General features: G+C 55.2%; 13 protein-coding genes. 1 reads left to right on the forward strand and 12 read right to left on the reverse strand.

The genetic code is table 11. The annotated features are described in order from the left end of the window. The first annotated feature begins 137 nt into the window (after nucleotides 1–137). Nucleotides 138–995, forward strand: a complete 858-nt coding sequence (locus V3851_RS00365) for an AraC family transcriptional regulator (RefSeq protein WP_414859252.1) — start codon at nucleotides 138–140, stop codon at nucleotides 993–995. A 94-nt stretch (nucleotides 996–1089) separates the two neighbouring features. Here V3851_RS00365 and V3851_RS00370 read toward each other — a convergent pair whose 3' ends face one another. The 12 genes from V3851_RS00370 to leuC all read right to left on the reverse strand — a co-directional run bounded on the left by V3851_RS00370 (nucleotide 1090) and on the right by leuC (nucleotide 18357). Beyond that, complete coding sequence (locus V3851_RS00370) at nucleotides 1090–1545, reverse strand: GNAT family N-acetyltransferase (RefSeq protein WP_331844513.1); 456 nt, start codon at nucleotides 1543–1545, stop codon at nucleotides 1090–1092. Further along, complete coding sequence (gene purT, locus V3851_RS00375; RefSeq protein ID WP_331844514.1) at nucleotides 1542–2723, reverse strand: formate-dependent phosphoribosylglycinamide formyltransferase; 1182 nt, start codon at nucleotides 2721–2723, stop codon at nucleotides 1542–1544. Before purT ends, V3851_RS00370 begins: the two co-directional genes overlap by 4 nt. A 138-nt stretch (nucleotides 2724–2861) precedes the next feature. Further along, the gene (locus V3851_RS00380) at nucleotides 2862–6557 is read right to left on the reverse strand and encodes a dynamin family protein (RefSeq protein ID WP_331844515.1); all 3696 of its coding nucleotides are present in this window, start codon (nucleotides 6555–6557) and stop codon (nucleotides 2862–2864) included. A 485-nt stretch (nucleotides 6558–7042) separates the two neighbouring features. Then, a complete protein-coding gene (locus tag V3851_RS00385; RefSeq protein WP_331844516.1) occupies nucleotides 7043–7327 on the reverse strand; it encodes an NAD/NADP transhydrogenase alpha subunit in 285 nt (94 codons plus the stop codon). A gap of 35 nt (nucleotides 7328–7362) precedes the next feature. Beyond that, nucleotides 7363–8031: an endonuclease III gene (nth, locus tag V3851_RS00390; protein WP_331844517.1), complete on the reverse strand. Its 669-nt coding sequence runs from the start codon at nucleotides 8029–8031 to the stop codon at nucleotides 7363–7365. A 795-nt stretch (nucleotides 8032–8826) separates the two neighbouring features. Then, entirely contained in the window at nucleotides 8827–11553 is a 2727-nt protein-coding gene (locus V3851_RS00395) for an S-layer homology domain-containing protein (protein ID WP_331844518.1), read from the reverse strand. Between the two features lie 72 nt (nucleotides 11554–11625). After that, complete coding sequence (locus V3851_RS00400; protein WP_331844519.1) at nucleotides 11626–12243, reverse strand: GerMN domain-containing protein; 618 nt, start codon at nucleotides 12241–12243, stop codon at nucleotides 11626–11628. Nucleotides 12244–12271: 28 nt separating this feature from the next. Continuing rightward, nucleotides 12272–13711, reverse strand: a complete 1440-nt coding sequence (locus tag V3851_RS00405; RefSeq protein WP_331844520.1) for an N-acetylmuramoyl-L-alanine amidase family protein — start codon at nucleotides 13709–13711, stop codon at nucleotides 12272–12274. Nucleotides 13712–13893: 182 nt separating this feature from the next. Beyond that, entirely contained in the window at nucleotides 13894–14499 is a 606-nt protein-coding gene (locus V3851_RS00410; protein ID WP_331844521.1) for a GerMN domain-containing protein, read from the reverse strand. A 44-nt stretch (nucleotides 14500–14543) separates the two neighbouring features. Then, nucleotides 14544–16040 (reverse strand): N-acetylmuramoyl-L-alanine amidase family protein, encoded by a 1497-nt coding sequence (locus V3851_RS00415; RefSeq protein WP_331844522.1) that lies wholly within the window; start codon nucleotides 16038–16040, stop codon nucleotides 14544–14546. A 271-nt stretch (nucleotides 16041–16311) separates the two neighbouring features. Next, on the reverse strand, nucleotides 16312–16902 hold the full coding sequence (leuD, locus tag V3851_RS00420; RefSeq protein WP_331844523.1) for a 3-isopropylmalate dehydratase small subunit: 591 nt from the start codon (nucleotides 16900–16902) through the stop codon (nucleotides 16312–16314). A gap of 30 nt (nucleotides 16903–16932) precedes the next feature. Next, nucleotides 16933–18357 carry a 3-isopropylmalate dehydratase large subunit gene (gene leuC / locus V3851_RS00425; protein ID WP_331844524.1) on the reverse strand — a complete coding sequence of 475 codons (1425 nt, stop codon included), beginning with the start codon at nucleotides 18355–18357 and terminating at the stop codon, nucleotides 16933–16935. Nucleotides 18358–18413: the final 56 nt, after the last annotated feature.

Below are 18413 nucleotides of genomic sequence, written 5' to 3' on the forward strand. Positions count from 1 at the left end.
GGGGCGCATCCTTGTCCTTGGCGGTCTTTTTCCTTTGTACCCTGCAGAACTCGGCTCGAATTGTCGGGTAAACCCGCCGCCGTTTGATTATTCTTAAACCTGAGGGAGGGATGAAGCAGGTGAATACGCTGCAAAACATGAACCGGGCGCTGGACTATATCGAGGAGAACTTGACCGCTGACGTGGATATGAAAGAGGTGGCCGACCGGGCTTATTACTCGGAATATCATTTTAAACGGATGTTCGCGATTCTGGCCGGCATTCCGCTGTCAGAGTATATTCGCCGCAGGCGGCTGACAATGGCGGGCCTCGAACTGAAGCAAAGCGGGCAAAAAATCATCGACATCGCTTTGAAATACGGGTATAACTCTCCGGATTCATTTGCCAGAGCTTTTACGGCCATGCACGGGATCACTCCGTCCGAAGCCAGAAACAGCGGTTCAACGTTGAAAGCTTATCCGCGGATGACCTTCCAGCTAACGATTCGAGGAGGAAGCGAAATGAATTACCGCATTGTCGAAAAAGAAGCCTTTCGCATCGTGGGGCTCAAAAAACGGGTGCCGATTCAGTTTGAGGGGGTGAACCCGGAAATCGCCGCGATGACGAAGAGCTTAAATGAGGAGCTCATCGCCTTGCTTAAGGAGCTGTCCAATGTTGAACCGGCAGGGATCATCAGCGCGTCGGCGAATTTTTCCGAGGGGCGGATGGAGGAAAAAGGCGAGCTGGATCATTATATCGGGGTGGCGACGACCCGTCCCTGCCCCGAGGATTTGGCTTCACTGGATGTGCCTGCTTCCTCATGGGCCGTATTTGAAGCGGTCGGTAAATTTCCGGATGAGCTGCAGAACGTATGGGGCCGCGTTTATTCCGAATGGTTCCCATCGTCCGGCTACGAGCTGAGCGAAGGTCCGGAAATTTTGCGGAATGAAGGAAAAGACACCGCCGTTCCGAATTATCGAAGTGAAATCTGGATCCCGGTCGTGAAAACAAGATAATACAGATCGAAAAAACGGGGCAGACGCAAAGTAAGATCGATTACTTTGCGTCTGCCCCGTTTGTCTTATAAACTATGAATTTGTCCTTGCTCCGCTATACCAAATCCTTGCTCAGACGGTAACCCGAGCAGTTGAATCCAGAGCACTCGTAAAACGATTTGGCGGATATTCGGTTCTCGCCGGCGACGGAAACAAACAGCTGCGAGCTGCCGTGCCCTTTGCCCCACGCTTCCGCTTCCGATAGCAGGCGCTTGCCGATTCCTTTACCCCTGTGCTTCTCGTCGACTACCAAGGCCGTAATGCGAGTAACAGGTTTTGCCATATCATGCGTCTGATGCTGCTTCAGAAAGATCGTGCCGACGACACCTCCGTCCAGTTCTGCAACCAAACCGCAAAGCTGGTCATGTTCTTCCAGCATGGAAAGACGCTCTTTCAGCACACCCGGTGTAGTCGGGTAACGAAGCTGACGCATCAAGGGAAGCAGATGCTGGGCATCCTCACAACAACTTTTCCGGATCACCAAGGCCGGAGCGCAAACCTGAGTACTCAATTGGACCATACCACCTTTAATAGACTCGCCGCTTGCTTCGCGCGGCTGCGGGCTGTTTCTACATCATCGGCGCTGCTGAGGGCGACGGCCATGCGTCTGCCCGGTTTGGACAACGGTTTGCCGAAGACGCGGACCTGCGTTCTCGGCAGGGACAGCGCTTCTTCCAAGCCGCTGATCCCAAAATCTTCGCCTTCACGGTCGGCTTTCAAGGTCGCCGACGCTCCGGGAGTCAGAAGCTCCACGCCGGGAATCGGAAGTCCGAGAATGGCCCGGACATGCAGAGCAAATTCCGACAGATCCTGCGTGACCATCGTGACCATGCCCGTATCGTGCGGTCTTGGCGACACTTCGCTGAAGACGATTCCTTCCTTCGTAACGAACAGCTCAACGCCGAACAATCCGTAGCCGCCCAGCGCATCCGTGATCTTAAGCGCGATCGCCTGGGCTTCCCGAATCTGCGCTTCACTCATTTCATGCGGCTGCCACGATTCGACGTAATCCCCGTCCTGCTGGATATGGCCGATCGGAGGGCAAAAAATGGTGCCGGATGCGGAGCGAACGGTAAGCAGCGTAATTTCGCTGGTAAAAGGAACGAACGCTTCGACAATGACCCGCGTTTGTTTGGCGCGGGCTCCTTCCAAGGCCAGGTTCCAGCAGGCCGCGGCATCTTCCCGCTTGCGGCACACGCTTTGGCCTTTGCCCGAGGAGCTCATCAGCGGCTTGATGACGCAAGGAACGCCGATCTCCGCGACGGCTGCCTCCAGTTCTTCCAAGCTGTCCGCAAAGCGGTAAGCGGCGGTCGGCAGGCCAAGCTCTTCGGCCGCCAGCCGGCGGATCCCTTCGCGGTCCATCGTCAGCAGGGCGGCTCTCGCCGTAGGAATGACTTTAAAGCCGTCCTGCTCCAATTCCACCAGTACTTTTGTGGCGATCGCTTCGATTTCGGGCACGATAATATCCGGCGAAACCCGGGTAATCAGCGATTCCAAAGCTTCTCCGTCGAGCATATCCATGCAGTGGGCTTCATGGGCGACTCCCATGGCCGGAGCATGCTCGTACCGGTCGGCGACAATCGTCCGCAGGCCGAGACGCTGCGCTTCAATGACGACTTCCTTGCCCAGTTCCCCGCCCCCAAGCAGCATAATGCTCTTGGCGCGTTCTGATACAGGAGCACCCCACATGAGTACCGATTTCCCCCTTGATAAAACTTGTTCTAAACTCTATTTTCAGGTTTTCCGGCAAATAATGCAATACTCCAATTTTAACAATCTTTATAATTCGACAAAAAGTTACAAAATTCGAAACTATCCTTAAGCTTCCTATGGTTCCTGCGTCATGGCGGAAGCCAATTCCGTAAGCCGCTCCATAACCTTATTCCACTCCGATTCCTCCCCGGGAACGGCCGCCAATTCCGCGAATCCGGTCTCCCACTCCAGCCATTCGGCCTCGACCCTTGCTGCGATCGCGGTAAACCGGCGGGATGTCTCGGAAGAATAATAGTCCGCCAGTCCGCGGCCGGCCTCTTCCACCGCTTCCTTCAGAGTTTGCTCCAGCGGCTGCTCCAACACCGCGCGCAGCTTCTGCTTGCCGCCGGCTTCAAAGAAGGCCTTCGGATTGCGGAAGTAGCCGGCATAATCGCTTGCATTCAAGCGCTGCTCCAGCGCGCCTTCGCCGAAATCCGGCGTTACCCAGGTTAAGGGAGCCGAGCTCTGCGGGAAAGCCGGAAAGACTCTCAGTTCGGCCTTTACCTTCTCTATCCAGGCCGTGTATTCCGCCGCGATAATCGCGTCGCACCGCTTCTCCAGCCGCAGCGAGGTCGCCTGAAGCTCGCGTTCCAGCTCCACCGACAGCTGGCTCAGCCAGCCTTGGAACGATGCGGCGAATTTCCGCTTTAAATCGCCGCCTTCCTCGCGGAGCAAGGCCGGGTGGAAAAATTCGTGATACAGGTCACCCGCCAGCAGCCGCAGCCGGGTTCGGACATGGAACAACAGCTCCTCCGTTTCCTGAATGATCTGCGGACTCTTGTCGGCGGCTGACAAGCTTTGCAGCATTTCGGCAAAGCTATGCCGCTCCATGCGAATAACCTCAAGCTGTTCCTCCCGTTCTTCGCGGCTTTGGGTCAAGGCATGTCCCCAATCCCGCGCCCGCCCGATCGCCGTTTGCAGCTCCCGGCCGGCGGACTCTACGGCCAAGCCGGCCGATTCTTTGCCGATAAAGTCAAAGAATACCGCCTCGAAGGCCGGAAATCCGGAGGCGGCAAGCCGTTCTTCATCACCGGCGGCCTGCGCCGTTTGTGCGTTTTGACTCGACAGCGCGTAAATTTGCGGCCGCTCGATGCCCGCTCCGCGCAAGCCTTGCGTCACATGCTCCACGACCGAGGCCAGCTCCGCTTCGGAAGCGGCCAGATCGGAGGCGTTGACGATGAAAAACATTTTGTCGAGTGTAAAGCTGCCCTTGACTCTCCCGAGATGGGCCAAAAACTGGCGGTCGGCCCGGGAAAAAGCGTGATTGTAGTACGTTACGTACAGTAAGGCGTCGCAGTTTTTCATATATTGAAACGTCACGCCGGTGTGCCGGGCATGAATCGAATCCGCCCCCGGCGTATCGACGAGGACGATGCCCTGCTCGGTGACCGGGCAGGAGTAGTAAAGATCCATGCTTTCCACAAAGCAGGCTTTGGATTCCTCGGCCGCGTAGGCGGAGAATTCGTCCAGTCCGGCGGTCGCACGCGTCCCCAGCCGGGCGGCGTTGTCTTCCCATCCGGCGGCGGCCGCCTTCAGAAAGCTGTAATGAGCCCGGCCGGACGGTGGCACATCCGTCGCCTTCAGCTTCTCCACTTCGCTTCGCCAGCTTCGCTCCTTCCAGGGGCCCAGCTGCAAAGCCGTGAAGGAGTGGGCGAGATCGCCGATCATCGCCTCCCGGGTTTTGAAGCCGATCACGGCTTCCCCGTGCTTCATTCCGTCGCCCGGGGCCAGGATGCGGCTGATCGCCGCCGTCGTCGGATGCGGCGATACCGGCAGCACCCGCGCGCCGAGCAGCGCGTTGGCGAAGGACGATTTGCCCGCGCTGAACGCCCCGAACAGCGCGACGGTAAAGGTCCCGCCGCGCAAGCGGGCCGCGCGGGCGCGCAGGTCCCGGACCCCGGACCCGAAGGCCGGGTACGGGGCCAGCGTCTCCGCCGCGGCTTCCAGCGCCGCGGCGGCTGCCGTGAGCCGCCGCCGGCCTTCGGCCGCGGCCGGCGGCACAGCGGCCGCGCGGGGCTGCGGCGCGGCCGTCGCTTCCGGCGCGCCCGCGGCGTGCGCCGGCGGGGTTTGCTGCCGCCGCGAAGCGGGCGGCAGGCCCGGCACGTCCCTCACCTCCGGCAGGAGGCCAGGAGGGAGGGACGGGGGCGCGCCGAGCAGCGCGTGCAGCTGCGACGCGCGCTCCTGGGCGGCAGCGCGGAGCGCCGCCAGCCGCGCCGCGGCCGAGGACCGCGCCAGCAGCGCCTCGCGCTGCGCGGCCAGGTCCTCCCGCGCCGCCGCCAGGCGCGGCGCGAGCTCCGCCAGCAGCCCGTCCGCGAGGGCGAGGGCTGAGCGGCGGTAGCGGCCGGTGATGCCGGCCGCGACATCGGCGGTATAGCGAAGCGTATACTCGCCGGACAGCACCGCGCCCTCCCGGGCCGGGCCGCTGATCCAGGCTTCCTCCGCCTGCGGGAGCGCTTCGTCCATCCGGCTTTCCCAAGCCGGATTCCAAAGCTCATGGCTGCGGCCCAGCCCGCGGAGCAAATCGCGGATATGCCAGTCGAGCTGGGCGGACACCTGCTCTTTCAGCTGCGCCAGAAACAGTTCGGCCCGCCGCTCTCTTTCCCGCTCCCGCTTGCCGCGCCCAAACAGCAGCCCCGTCTTGAATCCGGGCTGCAGGCTTTCCAGATAATGCCCGGCAGCTTCGCGCAGCGCTGGGGTCATAAGATAAGCGCTGCCGAGCAGGCGGTCCAGCTCCGCCAGCCACTCGCGGCGGACGCGCTCGGCCGCCCCCGCGGTTTCCTCGAGCTTCGCTTCGAGCGAGCTTTGCTGTTCCCGGATCGCATCCATGCCCGCTTCTCCGCCGGCTTCGCTGAGCAGCCTCTCCCGCTCTTCTTCTTCGGCCGCTTCCTTGCGCTTCAAGAACTCCTCACCCCCGTGGCGCAGCGAACACGCGATGCTGTATTCAAGCAGCTCGCCCGGGCGCTCCAGGAGCGATTGAATCGTCCGTTTCAGCAGCGGCAGCATATTGAGCCGGTGATGCTCGTCTTTTAACGAGATATAAAAGACCCCTGCGTTCTCAATCCCCCATAATGCAAAAGCCTGCTCCACCGACTCCCGGTAGGAACGGAACTCCACTTCCTCTTCCCGGTGCTTGTCGATTTGATTCACCACGAGGTAGAGCGGCTTCCCCCAGTCGGCAAGCCGCCGCGCAAAGGAGAGATTGCTTTCCGATAGGACGTGGTTATAATCCATCACATAGAAGACGATGTCCGCCAAATGCAAGGCCGAATTTGTAGCCAACGCGTGGCCGGCCTCCCCCGAATCCACCCCGGGGGTGTCCAGCAGCACGCCGCGCTCGCCCAGCAGTGGAATATCGTCCCAAATGGAGACCATTTCGTAGGCTTCGCCGTCCCGGCAATATTCATCCAACCGGCCAAGCTCCACCTTAAGCGGCAGCTTCCCGTCAATCACGCCGCTCCCCTTCTCCGCTTGCGCCGGGACAAGCAGCGCTTGTGGAGGGCCGTTATGTAAAGCAGCCACATTGGCCGTCGTCGGGACCGGACCCGACGGAAGCACCGGCTTGCCGCACAGCATGTTGATCAAACTGGATTTCCCCGCCGAGAAATGGCCGCAGAACGATAAGGTCAATTTGCCGGAAAACCATTTTCCCCTTAAATCGCGAACCTTTGCGCGGGCGTCCGGATCGCCCTGGTGCGTGTACCATTCTTCCAGCCGGTTTAGCCTTTCCGGCAAGGCGGTTTCAGGCCCCGGTTCGGTTGTAATCGTTTCCACCTCTACCCCTCCTTTTCCCTTCCTCATCCGCTCGCCCGCGAGACAAGCCGGGGCGGGAAGACCGATAAACTCTCTTTTTCTCTAGTTTTGCATTCATTTTACCTTACCTTAAAACCACTTGGAAGCGTTCCCGGACAAATCCTTTAATTTTTATCTAAAATGTAGAATTCCTTCATGCATGCCGGTTTTCCACTATAATAATTAACTGGAAAACCTCCAGTTATTTTCGGGCTTAACTCCTTTATTACTTTTTTTACTGGAAAACATGCCGTTAATTTTGCGAGATCAGCCAAAATGAAGCAAATGAGCGGAATTAACTGTAACTTTTCCCGTTAATTATTCGAAAACCGATAATTCCGTAAAATTAACTGGAGGTTTTCCCTTTATTTTGTGTGCATAGTTTGCTCAGTGTCGCGGCGGTAATTACCACAAAAAACAAAAACGGCAGCCGGGAAACTCCCGGCCACCGCTGATTTACATTTCAATTATAATGCTGCCGCCTCGGTCTCATCCGACGGCGATGGGATCAATATTTCAAACACTTTGCCGTGCTGCAAAATCGTAACCCCTTTGGTGCGGTCTCTCATAACTACTACTTCAGGTTTGACCGACATCCGTTCTACATAATGCTGCGGCACTTCCCCGGAGTCGCTGACGGTGACGCCTTCCAGCTCACGTTCGTCATTTTCCTGCAGGTCCATTTCCATCACTTGCTCAAATACATCGGAAAACAATTCGAAATTGTCAGTATAAACGGAAATACATTTCATTGAGTCTCATCCTCACCTATCGTTATCTTTTTTTGTCACTGTTCTCTATTTTTACTTACTTGTGACCTTTTCATACGCTTCTTGCCTTCTCTGCATACGTCGAGCAGCGGACAAACCTGACAGTTCGGGTTCTGGGCCTTGCAATGATACCTGCCGAAAAAAATTAGCCTGTGATGCGTTTGCGTCCATTCTTCCTTCGGGACCCGCTTCATCAGCTTCTTCTCGACTTCGAGCACCGAATCCTTCCAATTCGCCAGCCCGAGGCGCTTGCTCACCCGCTCCACATGGGTATCCACCGCGATCGCGGGGATGCCGAAGGCATTGGATACTACGACATTCGCCGTTTTTCTGCCGACGCCGGGCAACTCTACAAGTTTATCATGCTCGCTGGGTACCTCGCCACCGTATTGTTCGATCAAAATGCGGCACAGATTCTGGATATGCTTCGCTTTGCTGCGGAACAGGCCGATTCGGCGAATATCCTGCTCCAGCTCTTCCAGCGGAACGGAAACGTAATCTTCGGGAGTTTTGTATTTCCGGAACAAATCCGCCGTCACTTTATTTACGGTCGCATCCGTGCATTGCGCCGACAGCAGCACCGCGATCGTCAATTCGAAAGCGTTGCTGTGGTTGAGCTCGCAATGCGCGTCCGGAAACATTGCGGCGATGCAGTCCAGGATATGGCGCACTTCTGCAGCATTCATTCCCCCACCCCCTAAAGGTAATTTAATAATTCGTCTTTTGATCGCGATGCTGGGCTCTTAAGCTTATTCGGCATCGAATCTTGCGTTCAGCCGGGCTTTCCGGTACTCACGTAGGCTTCTCCGGCCTCTGCTTCCGAAGTCGTTTTCTCCGAAAACGTTCAGCTCCGTTCCTCAATCCCTAGCTTCTCGCAACCTTCTCGGCGCTGAAAAGCCAAATTATTAAATCTTCATCTTCCGGTAATTTAATAATTCGTCTTTTGATCGCGAAGCTAGGCTCTTAAGCTTATTCGGCATCGAATCTTGCGTTCAGCCGGGCTTTCCGGTACTCACGTAGGCTTCTCCGGCCTCTGCTTCCGAAGTCGTTTTCTCCGAAAACGTTCAGCTCCGTTCCTCAATCCCTAGCTTCTCGCAACCTTCTCGGCGCTGAAAAGCCAAATTATTAAATCTTCATCTTCCGGTAATTTAATAATTCGTCTTTTGATCGCGAAGCTAGGCTCTTAAGCTTATTCGGCATCGAATCTTGCGTTCAGCCGGGCTTTCCGGTACTCACGTAGGCTTCTCCGGCCTCTGCTTCCGAAGTCGTTTTCTCCGAAAACGTTCAGCTCCGTTCCTCAATCCCTAGCTTCTCGCAACCTGAAGCGTTTTGCAAAAATGCTAACAGGAAGCATAGGCTTCACGTTGAGAAAGCCGAAAGATCCAGCCTTTTCCCTGCCCGTCACGATCCCGAAGCGCCCAAAAAAACCGCCTTGACCGGGGAATGATCCCGTATCAAGACGGTTATTCTCACGAAAACGATTATTGTTTTTCCACTTCAACCACTGTGTCGCCGTCGAAATATAGAACAATTTTATCATTTTCTTGGAGGGATTGCACGGAAATTGTCGTGTCGCCTTGGTGAATATATGTGTCCGAAGATACCGGGAAGCGGTAATTCGTATCGCTGAGGCCCGCTCTCAAGGTGATGATCTCTTTGTTGACCGCGTCATAGCGGGATACTTTCCGTTCTTCCTTGGTCAGTACCGTTACGACCAGCGAACCGTCGGTAGCCTTGCGGACCTCCACCCGGTCCGAAGTGGTCAAACTGGAAATATTTTTACTTTCGGACGTGCCCCTTACCACTTTCACGCCGTTTTTCAGCGAGAACGATTGAGACTCGCCGGAGTAATCCTTCACGACGAGCGAAGAATCCCCAATGCTCTCAACCGCGCCATAGGTCAGGTTGATGACTTGCAAGGAGGTTGCCGTCTGCCCGCTGAAAACGACGTTGACGGTTTGGCCTTCCTCAAGATCGTAAATATCGATCACCTTTCCGTTGTCATCGAGGAGCTTCGCCTTATCGACATAGAACGTATAATATTCTCCATCCGAAATGCCGCGGACGCGGCTGTTCGAGCCGCCGATCTGATCGACTTTAAATTGCATCGTTTTGTTCAGGGCAAGCGTGTCTACCTCGTTCTGGTTTGACGAAAGGATCACAGTAACCGGATCGCCTTCCTCGATGTCGGACAGCGATGGGCTGCTTTCCCCGTATACTTCAATATCGGGCGAGGAGCCATCGTAAGACAGCGTGATTTCTTTGCCGCTTGCCAGTTCAATGGTGATCTCCTTGTCTCCTTTGTCATAAGACACAAAAGTACCTTCGTACTTATAAATCAGTTCGAGAGACAAAACTCTGTCGCCCAGATGGGTCAAGCTGATTTTTTTGCCCTTGGACAAAAGGTCTTTGCCCTTCGATAGAGTCAGCGTATCGGAATCATCGATAATTTCCGTGTCGTCATCGAGTGTAAAAGCCTGAATCTTCTCGTTGGAATCCACGACCATCAAGGCTTGATATTTCGAATCGTAGCTTACGACGGTCAGATTCGTCATCTCTTCGGTTTGGCGGCCGGTCACTTCGATCTTGGTGATCACGTCGTCCGGGCTCAATGTCAATTCCACAATGTCCCCGCCGTTTACGTCCGTAATCAGATCGTCCAGGGTCGGATTCAGAATCCCGTCGATGATAACCTCGACATCCTCATCCAAAGACTTGATTTCAGCCTTTCCGGAAGTGTTGGTATAGCTGAGCAGCTTGTCTCTTTCAATGCTGAGCAAGGTTCCTTTTACAGTTCTTTCCATGCCTTCGGTAATTTCCAGCCGGGTAATGACACTGTTCTTGACGGTATATTCGACGGAAGCGCCTTCCTGGATTTCTCCCGCGCTGCCCAGCAGCTCGTTCTGATACAGCATAATGGAACTGCTGTCGAATCCGAACGTTTCCATGTTGCCGGAATCGTCCTGAATGCTGATCGTCTTATCAGTCAAATCCACGTCCTCGACGGTTCCGCTGCCGCTCTTGTTGATATTGGCCGATTTAACCTGAATGATCACCGGTTTGTTCAAGCCGCTGAACGTCTCGCGCTGCACGATCACAATGCTGTCCTTGGTTAAATCCTCCGGACTGATTTCATTGCCGTTCTGGTCGATGAATTTCGTGCTGCTGTCATACGTATAAGTTACCGAATCGTCGTCAACAAGCAGTAGCAGACGGTTATCCGAAAGTGTGTAAAGCAGGGTCCCTTCCGTGCTGACAAGCTGCAATTCGGGATCGCGAATTTCCACGTAAGCCGCCGAGCCGACTTTATCGACCACCATCACCTTGGTGTAGAGCCGCAAATTGCTTTTGGAGATCTTCGTTTCCGAATCTTTCGTAAAATAAACGGAACGATTATCGAGTACGAAGCTCTTGGTCATGCCATCCACGTACAGCGTGATCTTGTCATCGGTCAGCCCGGTAACAATGCCTTCGGAAACCGTGCTGTATCCCGGATCGACATATTCGCTGCCCCGGCCGAAGAAGGTGGCGAGCTGCGCCCGCGTTACACTGCCTTGCGGTTCGAATTTGTTGCCTTCCACCCCGTTTGTCAATTCAAGCTGCACCGCCACATTGACATAACCACGGGCGGCTTCGGAAATGTTGGCTTGATCCGCGAAACCGGTGGAAGTTCCCGCCGCGGACTTCGCTTCGGCATCTTTGCCCAGCGCCCGGACCAGAAGCTTGGCGACCCATTCACGCGTCGCCTTTTTGCTGCCCCAGGATTCGCCCGCCGCCGTCGCCTTTACTTCTTCGGCTTCGCTGATCAGATTTTCATTTACCGCAAGCTCCACATAAGGCTTAAAATAAGTGCCCACTTCCATCGTGGAAGGAGTGGCCGAACCGTCGCCAAGCTTCGAATCCAGATTCATAAACCGGATAGCCATCGTCACCGCTTCCTGCTGGGTCACGCTGTCGCCGGGCCGGAACTTTCCGGCATCCCCCAGAATGATTCCTTCGGAAGCAAGTTTATAGATGTACTTTTCAGCCCAGAAACCGTCTTTCACATCGCTAAAAATTAAAGAAGACGCTGTCGTTTGCGTTGTTGTGGAAGTCTGGTCCCCGTCCGCGAATGCGGCCGTTCCCCCGCCAAGGACCATCGCCGTTACGAGCATGGTGGATACTGCCTTCTTGGTGCTACGTCTAAAAGTTCGTTTATAAGATGACATCACATTCTCCCCTTTAAAAAAGATCACATTACCATGTTCGACGGCCGGCCCCCATGTTCCTCTAAAAATCGACTAATTTCTTGTCATCGGATGTTCAAGCTCCACATGTCCCATTAAAGTGTCGACCTGTTCACCGTCCACGAGCAGCTCGATCGATTGCACTTCCGTAAACTGAAACATCGTTTGCTTTAACGCATCCAAAGCCAGCGATTCTCCGCCGGCGCCCAGGCGAGCTTCGTCCGGCAGCGTAATATCGATCGTCAATTGTCCGTTTTCGAGCTCGGCTTTATTGAATTCAACCTTCTCCCACAGGGCGAACAAATCGTCCTGCCCGCTTGATTTCAAAGTTTCCAAAGCTGCCAGATATTTCTCCGCCTCATCTTCGTAAGTGATTTCCGCGGAAGATTTTTTCAGGTCCAGCATTTGATCGTCCGTATAGTACGTTTCGATCGTTTCTGTTTCTGCTTCCGTTTGCTCGCCCGCGGCCTGATCCGGGTCCGAGACGCCCGGGGATACGCTGTTGTTCCCCCCGGCGGCGGAGCCGGTCTGATTCCCGCTCACGCTGTTCCCGGCGTTTCCGTTGACGGAGCCCTCGTCCGGCGAAGAAGCCTGTGGTTTTTGCCCGCATCCGGTGCTCAAAGCGAGCAGGAGAACGAGCATCCCGGTAATCCATAGTTGTTTTTTAATCATTGTCGTTTCCTCCTTAACCGAAATGCTGTCAGTTCATGCCTAGATATTCTTTAATTCCTTCAACCACCCCGGCGGCGACGCTGTCTTGGAAAGCTTCGGTATAAAGCAACGCGTTATCGCTCTTGTTGCTGAGATACCCGCATTCCAGCAGGACGGCCGGCATGTCGGTTTCCCGGGTCACATGCAGGCTGGCGGTCCGTACGCCGCGATCGGACAATCCCGAGGACTGAACGAGGTACTTGTGCATAATGTTGGCCAACGCTTTGCTTTCCGACCGCGTATAATAGGTCTCTACGCCGCTTGCGCTCGCGCTGCCCGAGTTGGCGTGAATCGAAATGAAGAGATCGGCGTCCAGATCATTCGCGATCTTGACCCGGTCCTGCAATGTCGGATAAGTATCGCTGCTTCGCGTCAAGACAAAATCGATATCCGTCTCTTGCTTGAGCAGTTCCTCCACCTTCAGCGCGACGGCAAGATTGAAATCCTTCTCCCTATTGCCGGTCACGCTGATCGCACCTGGATCTTTGCCGCCGTGTCCGGCGTCGATTACAACGAGTTTTTTGCCGTTGCCGCCCGGCTTCGCAGGTTCCGATGGAGCAACCGCATCCAGATTAACGATAATAATGCCGTCATTTTCGTTAACTACTTCATAATACTTGGCGTTGTTCATATCCAAAACGACCCGAACGGTCGAAGGATTATCGCTGAACAATGCGTACCGGACTTTGGAGACATCGGGATATTCCGTAACTTCAAGGTATCCGTTCTTCGTTTCATCAAGCATTTGCCCGTTCGAGAAAGTATCCGCGAATTTGGTATTCGGCAGATCGATGACGATCCGGTCCGGCCCCGTCATCGTAAACACCTTCGGTGTTACATTTTTGTCGACCGCGATCATAAGCCGATTGTTGGCGAAGCTGATGCCTCCGACATTCGCCAGATCGACTGACGGATCCGGCACTTGCTCGGGCTCCCCGGCCTCGCTGCCGCTGCCGGCGTTTTCGCCGGAGCCGGTCCCGTTTCCGCTTCCGGAATTCGGGGTAATGAGATATGCGGACTTCTTGGTATTGTCCCAGCTTACTTTCAGTCCCGTCTGCTCGCCAATGAAGCGAAGCGGGACGATGGTCGTGTCGCTGACCAATTTCGGCGCGGCCGCAAGCTTGACCGCTTTGCCGTTTACCGTTGCCGTGCTGCTGTCCACGGTCAGTTTAATCACTGTACCGGACTGCTCTATGGTTACCGTGCGCGTCTTTTTATCCCAATTGACGTCAAAACCCAGCTCCTCCACGACGACACGAATAGGAATCATCACATTTCCATTGATGTTTTGGATCTCGCCGTTCTTCGGCAAATCCAGCGCTTTACCGTCCAGATAAATGCTGGTCGCCGATGCGGCTTGTCCGATTTGCGGAAAAACAAATAAAATACAAGCCAAAAACATGAACACTGTGAACCCAATTTTTTTCATCCGTCACCCCTACCATCCTTAAATTTTGCCTCATGATGACCGGGTGAAGAAGCCCGTTGCCCCAGGCACCACCAGACGACATATTAGACGCCCATAATCCTCAAAAGTTGCGATAAATTGCTATTTTTCTTGGCAAATAAAGAGAGCCCCGGAGTTCCCTCCAGGGCAGCTAGGCGTTGTTTTTATTTTTTGAACGGATGTTCAAGATCCACATGTCCCATTAGAGACTCCGGCTTCTCGCCATCCACCGTAAGCTCCAATGCCTTCACTTCGTCGAACTGGAAAAACGTCTGTTTCAAAGCGTCGATCGCAAGCGACTCACCGCCGGCTCCGAGCTGCGCTCCTGCGGGAAGGGTAACGTCCAGCGCGACCTCGCCCTCCGCAAATTGTACCGAATTCAGTTCAATCTTCTCCCACAATGAGAGCTGTCCGGGGTCTGCGGTTTGCAGCGCCTTGAACGCTTCCTTGTATTTCAGCAGATCCTCCGTATACGTAATCTCCCGCTCTACTCGTTGCAGCTCCATCAAGTTATCATCGGTAAAATAAACCCCGATCGTCTGCGTGGTGGCTTCCGGCGCCGCGGAGTCCGCCTTAGTCCCTTCGCCGCTACCCGCTCCCTCCGCGACTTGACCGCCACCCTCCGGATTTTCCGTACCCGGATCCGTAACTTGGGTCTCCTGAACCGGTTCCCCGGGTTCTGCGGCCGGAGCCGTTTGCGGCTTTTGTCCGCAGCCCGCGGCCGCCAACATCGAAAGCAGAAGCAGTCCCGTAATCGCTATTTTTTTCATGCTTTAACCCCCTTGATCAAGCTTGTACCCGCCATGGCGGCGGACTACAAGCCCAAATATTCCTTGATTCCCGCCACAATGGCTTCGGCGAGACGCTGCTGGAAATCTTCGGAGTACATTAGCGCCTCATCGTTTACGTTGCTTAAGTATCCCGCTTCAAGCAGGACGGCCGGCATCTTCGTCTCCCGCGTTACATGCAGACTCTTTTGCCGGACACCGCGGTCGGTCAACCCCGTGGCCGCCACCATATGGTTGTGCATCACATTGGCGAGCGAAATGCTATCATCCCGCGTATAATACGTTTCCAAACCGGTCGGATTGGAAGCCCCATCGAAGCTGTTGCCGTGAACGGACACGAAGATCGTCGCATTCAAATCGTTCGCCAACTTCGCCCGGTCCTCCAATGATAGGGTGTCGTCGGCGGAACGGGTCAAAACATAATCGAGACCGCTCTCCTGCCGGAGTAATTGCTCAACCTTTAATACGACGGCAAGCGTAAATTCCTTCTCCAGTTTGTTATTAATGCTGGTCGCCCCCGGCGCGCTGCCGCCATGCCCCGCATCGATGACGACAAGCGGCTTGCCGCCGGCGCCCGGCTTCAGTCCCGAGTTCGCGGAGGACGCGGTCAAATCAATGATGAGTAGTCCGTTCCCGTCATTCGTTACCTGATATTGCACGCTGTGAGTAAGGTCGACAACGACCCGGACCGTCGAAGGCTCGCTGCTGAACAGGGAGTAACGGACCTGGGTAACATCGGGATAATCACTTACCGCAAATTGTCCGCGCTTCGTTTCATCAAGAGGAAGCATGTCTCCGAAGCTCTCGTCAAAAGCGACATCCGGGATGTCCACAACCAGCCGGTCCGGCCCGTTCATCGTGAACACATTCGGTTCAATGTCGCTCGGTCCTGCGATCATCAGCCGATTCTCGCTGAAGCTGATCCCTTTGATATAGCCGATTTCGCCTGCGCCGTCAGACTCATCCTCGACCGGCGTTTCGGGTATGTATGCGTCTTCCACATCGCTATCGTCCGGCGGCAATACCTCATCGGTTTCCGCCCCCGGCGAGGCGCTGCCCATTCCGGGCCGTGCGGAGCTTCCGGCTCCTCCGTTTGGACTATAAAGATAGGCCGATTTCGAATCGTTATCCCAGCTAACTTTAAGCCCCGTTTGTTCGCCGACAAACCGCAGAGGAACCATCGTCGAATTGCTTTGCAATACCGGAGGAGCGGACAAGCTTACGCTCTTGCCGTCCACAGTCGCTTCGCCGCTTCCGACGGTCAGCCGCAAATCCGTCTCTCCCTGGGTAATCGTCACCACCCCGGTCTCTTTCTCCCAATTCACGTCATAGCCCAGACTTTCCACAATCACCCGCAGCGGAACCATTACGCTGCCGTTAATATTGCCCGCCTTGGCCTGGGCAGGCTGCTCCAATTCGACTCCGTCCAGGTAAATATGGGCTCCCGACGATTCGGCTCGACTCAATCCCGGGAACGCCAGCAGAAAAAAAGCAAGTACAAGCAAAAATCCGATTTTCTTCATTATGTAATCCCTACCATTCTCGTTATTTACCGGGTGGCTCCGGTATGTGCGAGGAATACCGACAAACTCATGTCATAAAAAAACGGACGGCGGCCAACGATGCGACAAGTTTACTAATTGCTTCCATAATATCAGAAATTATTCCTTTCTGATAGACTTATATTTTCATAGGCAGACAAAAAAGGACGGCAAAATTACCCCCTCATGCAAAAAAGCCGCCCGGAATTCTCTTGAATTCCGGGCGGCTGCAAGATTGCCTTACATAAATCTATTAGGCGAATTTCTTTTGCTCATAGGCCGCAATCAAGTCCTCATGCTGCAGCGTAAGGCCGATGTCGTCCAGGCCTTGCAGCAGGAATTGGCGGCGGTGCTCGTCAAGATCGAAATCGATATGAAGGCCGTATTCATCTGTGATCGTTTTGCTTTCCAAGTCGACGGTCAGTTTATAGCCCTCATGGGCCGCCGTGCGCTGAAACAGATCTTCCACCTGCTCTTCGGAAAGCTTGATCGGCAGGATGCCGTTCTTAAAGCAGTTGTTATAAAAAATATCCGCAAAAGACGGTGCGATCACGCAGCGGAAGCCGTAGTCGAGAATCGCCCATGGCGCGTGCTCCCGGGAGGAGCCGCAGCCGAAATTGACGCGCGAGATCAGAACCGATGCCCCCGCGTAGCGCGGCTGGTTGAGGGCAAAGTCCGGGTTCACATTGCCTTCCGTATCAAAACGCCATTCATAGAACAAAAACTGTCCGAACCCGGTCCGTTCGATTCGCTTCAAAAATTGTTTCGGTATAATCGCATCGGTATCGACGTTAACACGGTCAACAGGGCCGACGATACCGGTCATTTTCGTAAATGCTTGCATTGTTCTTATTCTCCCCTCTATACGCTTTGGTTAGCTTACGACTTCGCTCTTCACATTCCATTCGCGCACATCGACGAAGCGGCCTTTGATCGCCGCTGCCGCCGCCATCGCCGGCGAGACGAGATGCGTTCTGCCGCCGCGGCCTTGACGGCCCTCGAAGTTGCGGTTCGAAGTGGATGCGCAGCGCTGTCCCGGCTGAAGCACATCGGGGTTCATCGCCAAGCACATGCTGCAGCCCGCTTCGCGCCATTCAAACCCGGCTTCGATAAACACTTTGTCGAGCCCTTCCTTCTCCGCCTGAATCTTCACGCGGCCGGAGCCCGGGACGACGATCGCCGTCACTTTATCGGATACTTTATAGCCTCTGGCCACTTCCGCGGCGGCGCGCAGATCCTCGATCCGCCCGTTGGTACAGGAACCGATGAACACATAGTCGATTTCGATATCGGTCATCGGCGTGCCGGGAGTAAGGCCCATATATTCAAGCGCTTTTTCGGCCGCTTTCCGTTCGTTGTCCGTGGCAAAATCCGCCGGGTTCGGCACGCGGCTGCTGATGCTGGTGCCCATACCCGGGCTTGTGCCCCAGGTGACTTGCGGAATCAGGGAATCGACGTCGAATTCGACGACGCGGTCGTATTCCGCGCCTTCGTCGGTCGTCAGTTTTTTCCATTCCGCCACCGCAAGCTCAAAAGCTTCGCCCTGCGGCGCATGCTCTCTGCCGCGCAGATAATCGAACGTCGTGTCGTCCGGTGCGATCAATCCGGCTCTTGCTCCGGCTTCGATCGACATGTTGCAGACGGTCATGCGCTCTTCCATCGACAGCTCGCGGATGGCTTCGCCGGTATATTCGATGACGTACCCGGTCGCGAAATCCGTTCCGTACTTGGCGATCACGCCGAGGATCAAGTCCTTCGCCGTCACGCCCGGTTTGCGTTTGCCGACAAACCGCACTTCCAGTGTCTTCGCTTTGGCTTGCTGCAAACATTGGGTTGCCAGTACATGCTCGACTTCGCTCGTCCCTATCCCGAAGGCGAGCGCGCCGAACGCGCCGTGCGTGGACGTATGGCTGTCGCCGCAGACGATCGTTTTGCCCGGATGCGTCAAGCCCAGCTCCGGACCCATGACGTGAACTACCCCTTGATCGATTGTATCCAGATCGTACAGCGTCACGCCGAAATCGCGGCAGTTTTGCGACAGCGTATCGATTTGCTGCTTGGAGATCGGGTCCGCGATATTGTAACGGTCCTTGGTCGGCACGTTATGGTCCATCGTCGCGAACGTCAGCTCCGGACGGCGAACCTTGCGGCCGCTAAGGCGCAGCCCTTCAAAGGCTTGAGGCGAAGTTACTTCGTGAACGAGATGCAGGTCGATATACAAAATGCTCGGCTTGCCTTCCTCTTGATAGATCACGTGATTATCCCAAATTTTCTCATACATCGTCTTTTTGCTGGTCATTGAATTCACCCCACACAAGAATTCGAACATTTGACGAAACAGACACGGCTGTTTCT

Origin of the sequence: Paenibacillus haidiansis (assembly GCF_036553665.1) — a bacterium.
GTDB classification, from domain to species: Bacteria; Bacillota; Bacilli; order Paenibacillales; family Paenibacillaceae; genus Fontibacillus; species Fontibacillus haidiansis.

What these genes read in the sequence shown, in the direction of transcription:
- V3851_RS00405 (WP_331844520.1), bottom strand. Translation starts at nt 13,711, where the DNA reads ATGAAAAAAATTGGGTTCACAGTGTTCATGTTTTTGGCTTGTATTTTA.
- V3851_RS00400 (WP_331844519.1), bottom strand. Translation starts at nt 12,243, where the DNA reads ATGATTAAAAAACAACTATGGATTACCGGGATGCTCGTTCTCCTGCTC.
- V3851_RS00410 (WP_331844521.1), bottom strand. Translation starts at nt 14,499, where the DNA reads ATGAAAAAAATAGCGATTACGGGACTGCTTCTGCTTTCGATGTTGGCG.
- leuD (WP_331844523.1), bottom strand. Translation starts at nt 16,902, where the DNA reads ATGCAAGCATTTACGAAAATGACCGGTATCGTCGGCCCTGTTGACCGT.
- V3851_RS00415 (WP_331844522.1), bottom strand. Translation starts at nt 16,040, where the DNA reads ATGAAGAAAATCGGATTTTTGCTTGTACTTGCTTTTTTTCTGCTGGCG.
- V3851_RS00395 (WP_331844518.1), bottom strand. Translation starts at nt 11,553, where the DNA reads ATGTCATCTTATAAACGAACTTTTAGACGTAGCACCAAGAAGGCAGTA.
- V3851_RS00365 (WP_414859252.1), top strand. Translation starts at nt 138, where the DNA reads ATGAACCGGGCGCTGGACTATATCGAGGAGAACTTGACCGCTGACGTG.
- V3851_RS00385 (WP_331844516.1), bottom strand. Translation starts at nt 7,327, where the DNA reads ATGAAATGTATTTCCGTTTATACTGACAATTTCGAATTGTTTTCCGAT.
- leuC (WP_331844524.1), bottom strand. Translation starts at nt 18,357, where the DNA reads ATGACCAGCAAAAAGACGATGTATGAGAAAATTTGGGATAATCACGTG.
- nth (WP_331844517.1), bottom strand. Translation starts at nt 8,031, where the DNA reads ATGAATGCTGCAGAAGTGCGCCATATCCTGGACTGCATCGCCGCAATG.
- purT (WP_331844514.1), bottom strand. Translation starts at nt 2,723, where the DNA reads ATGTGGGGTGCTCCTGTATCAGAACGCGCCAAGAGCATTATGCTGCTT.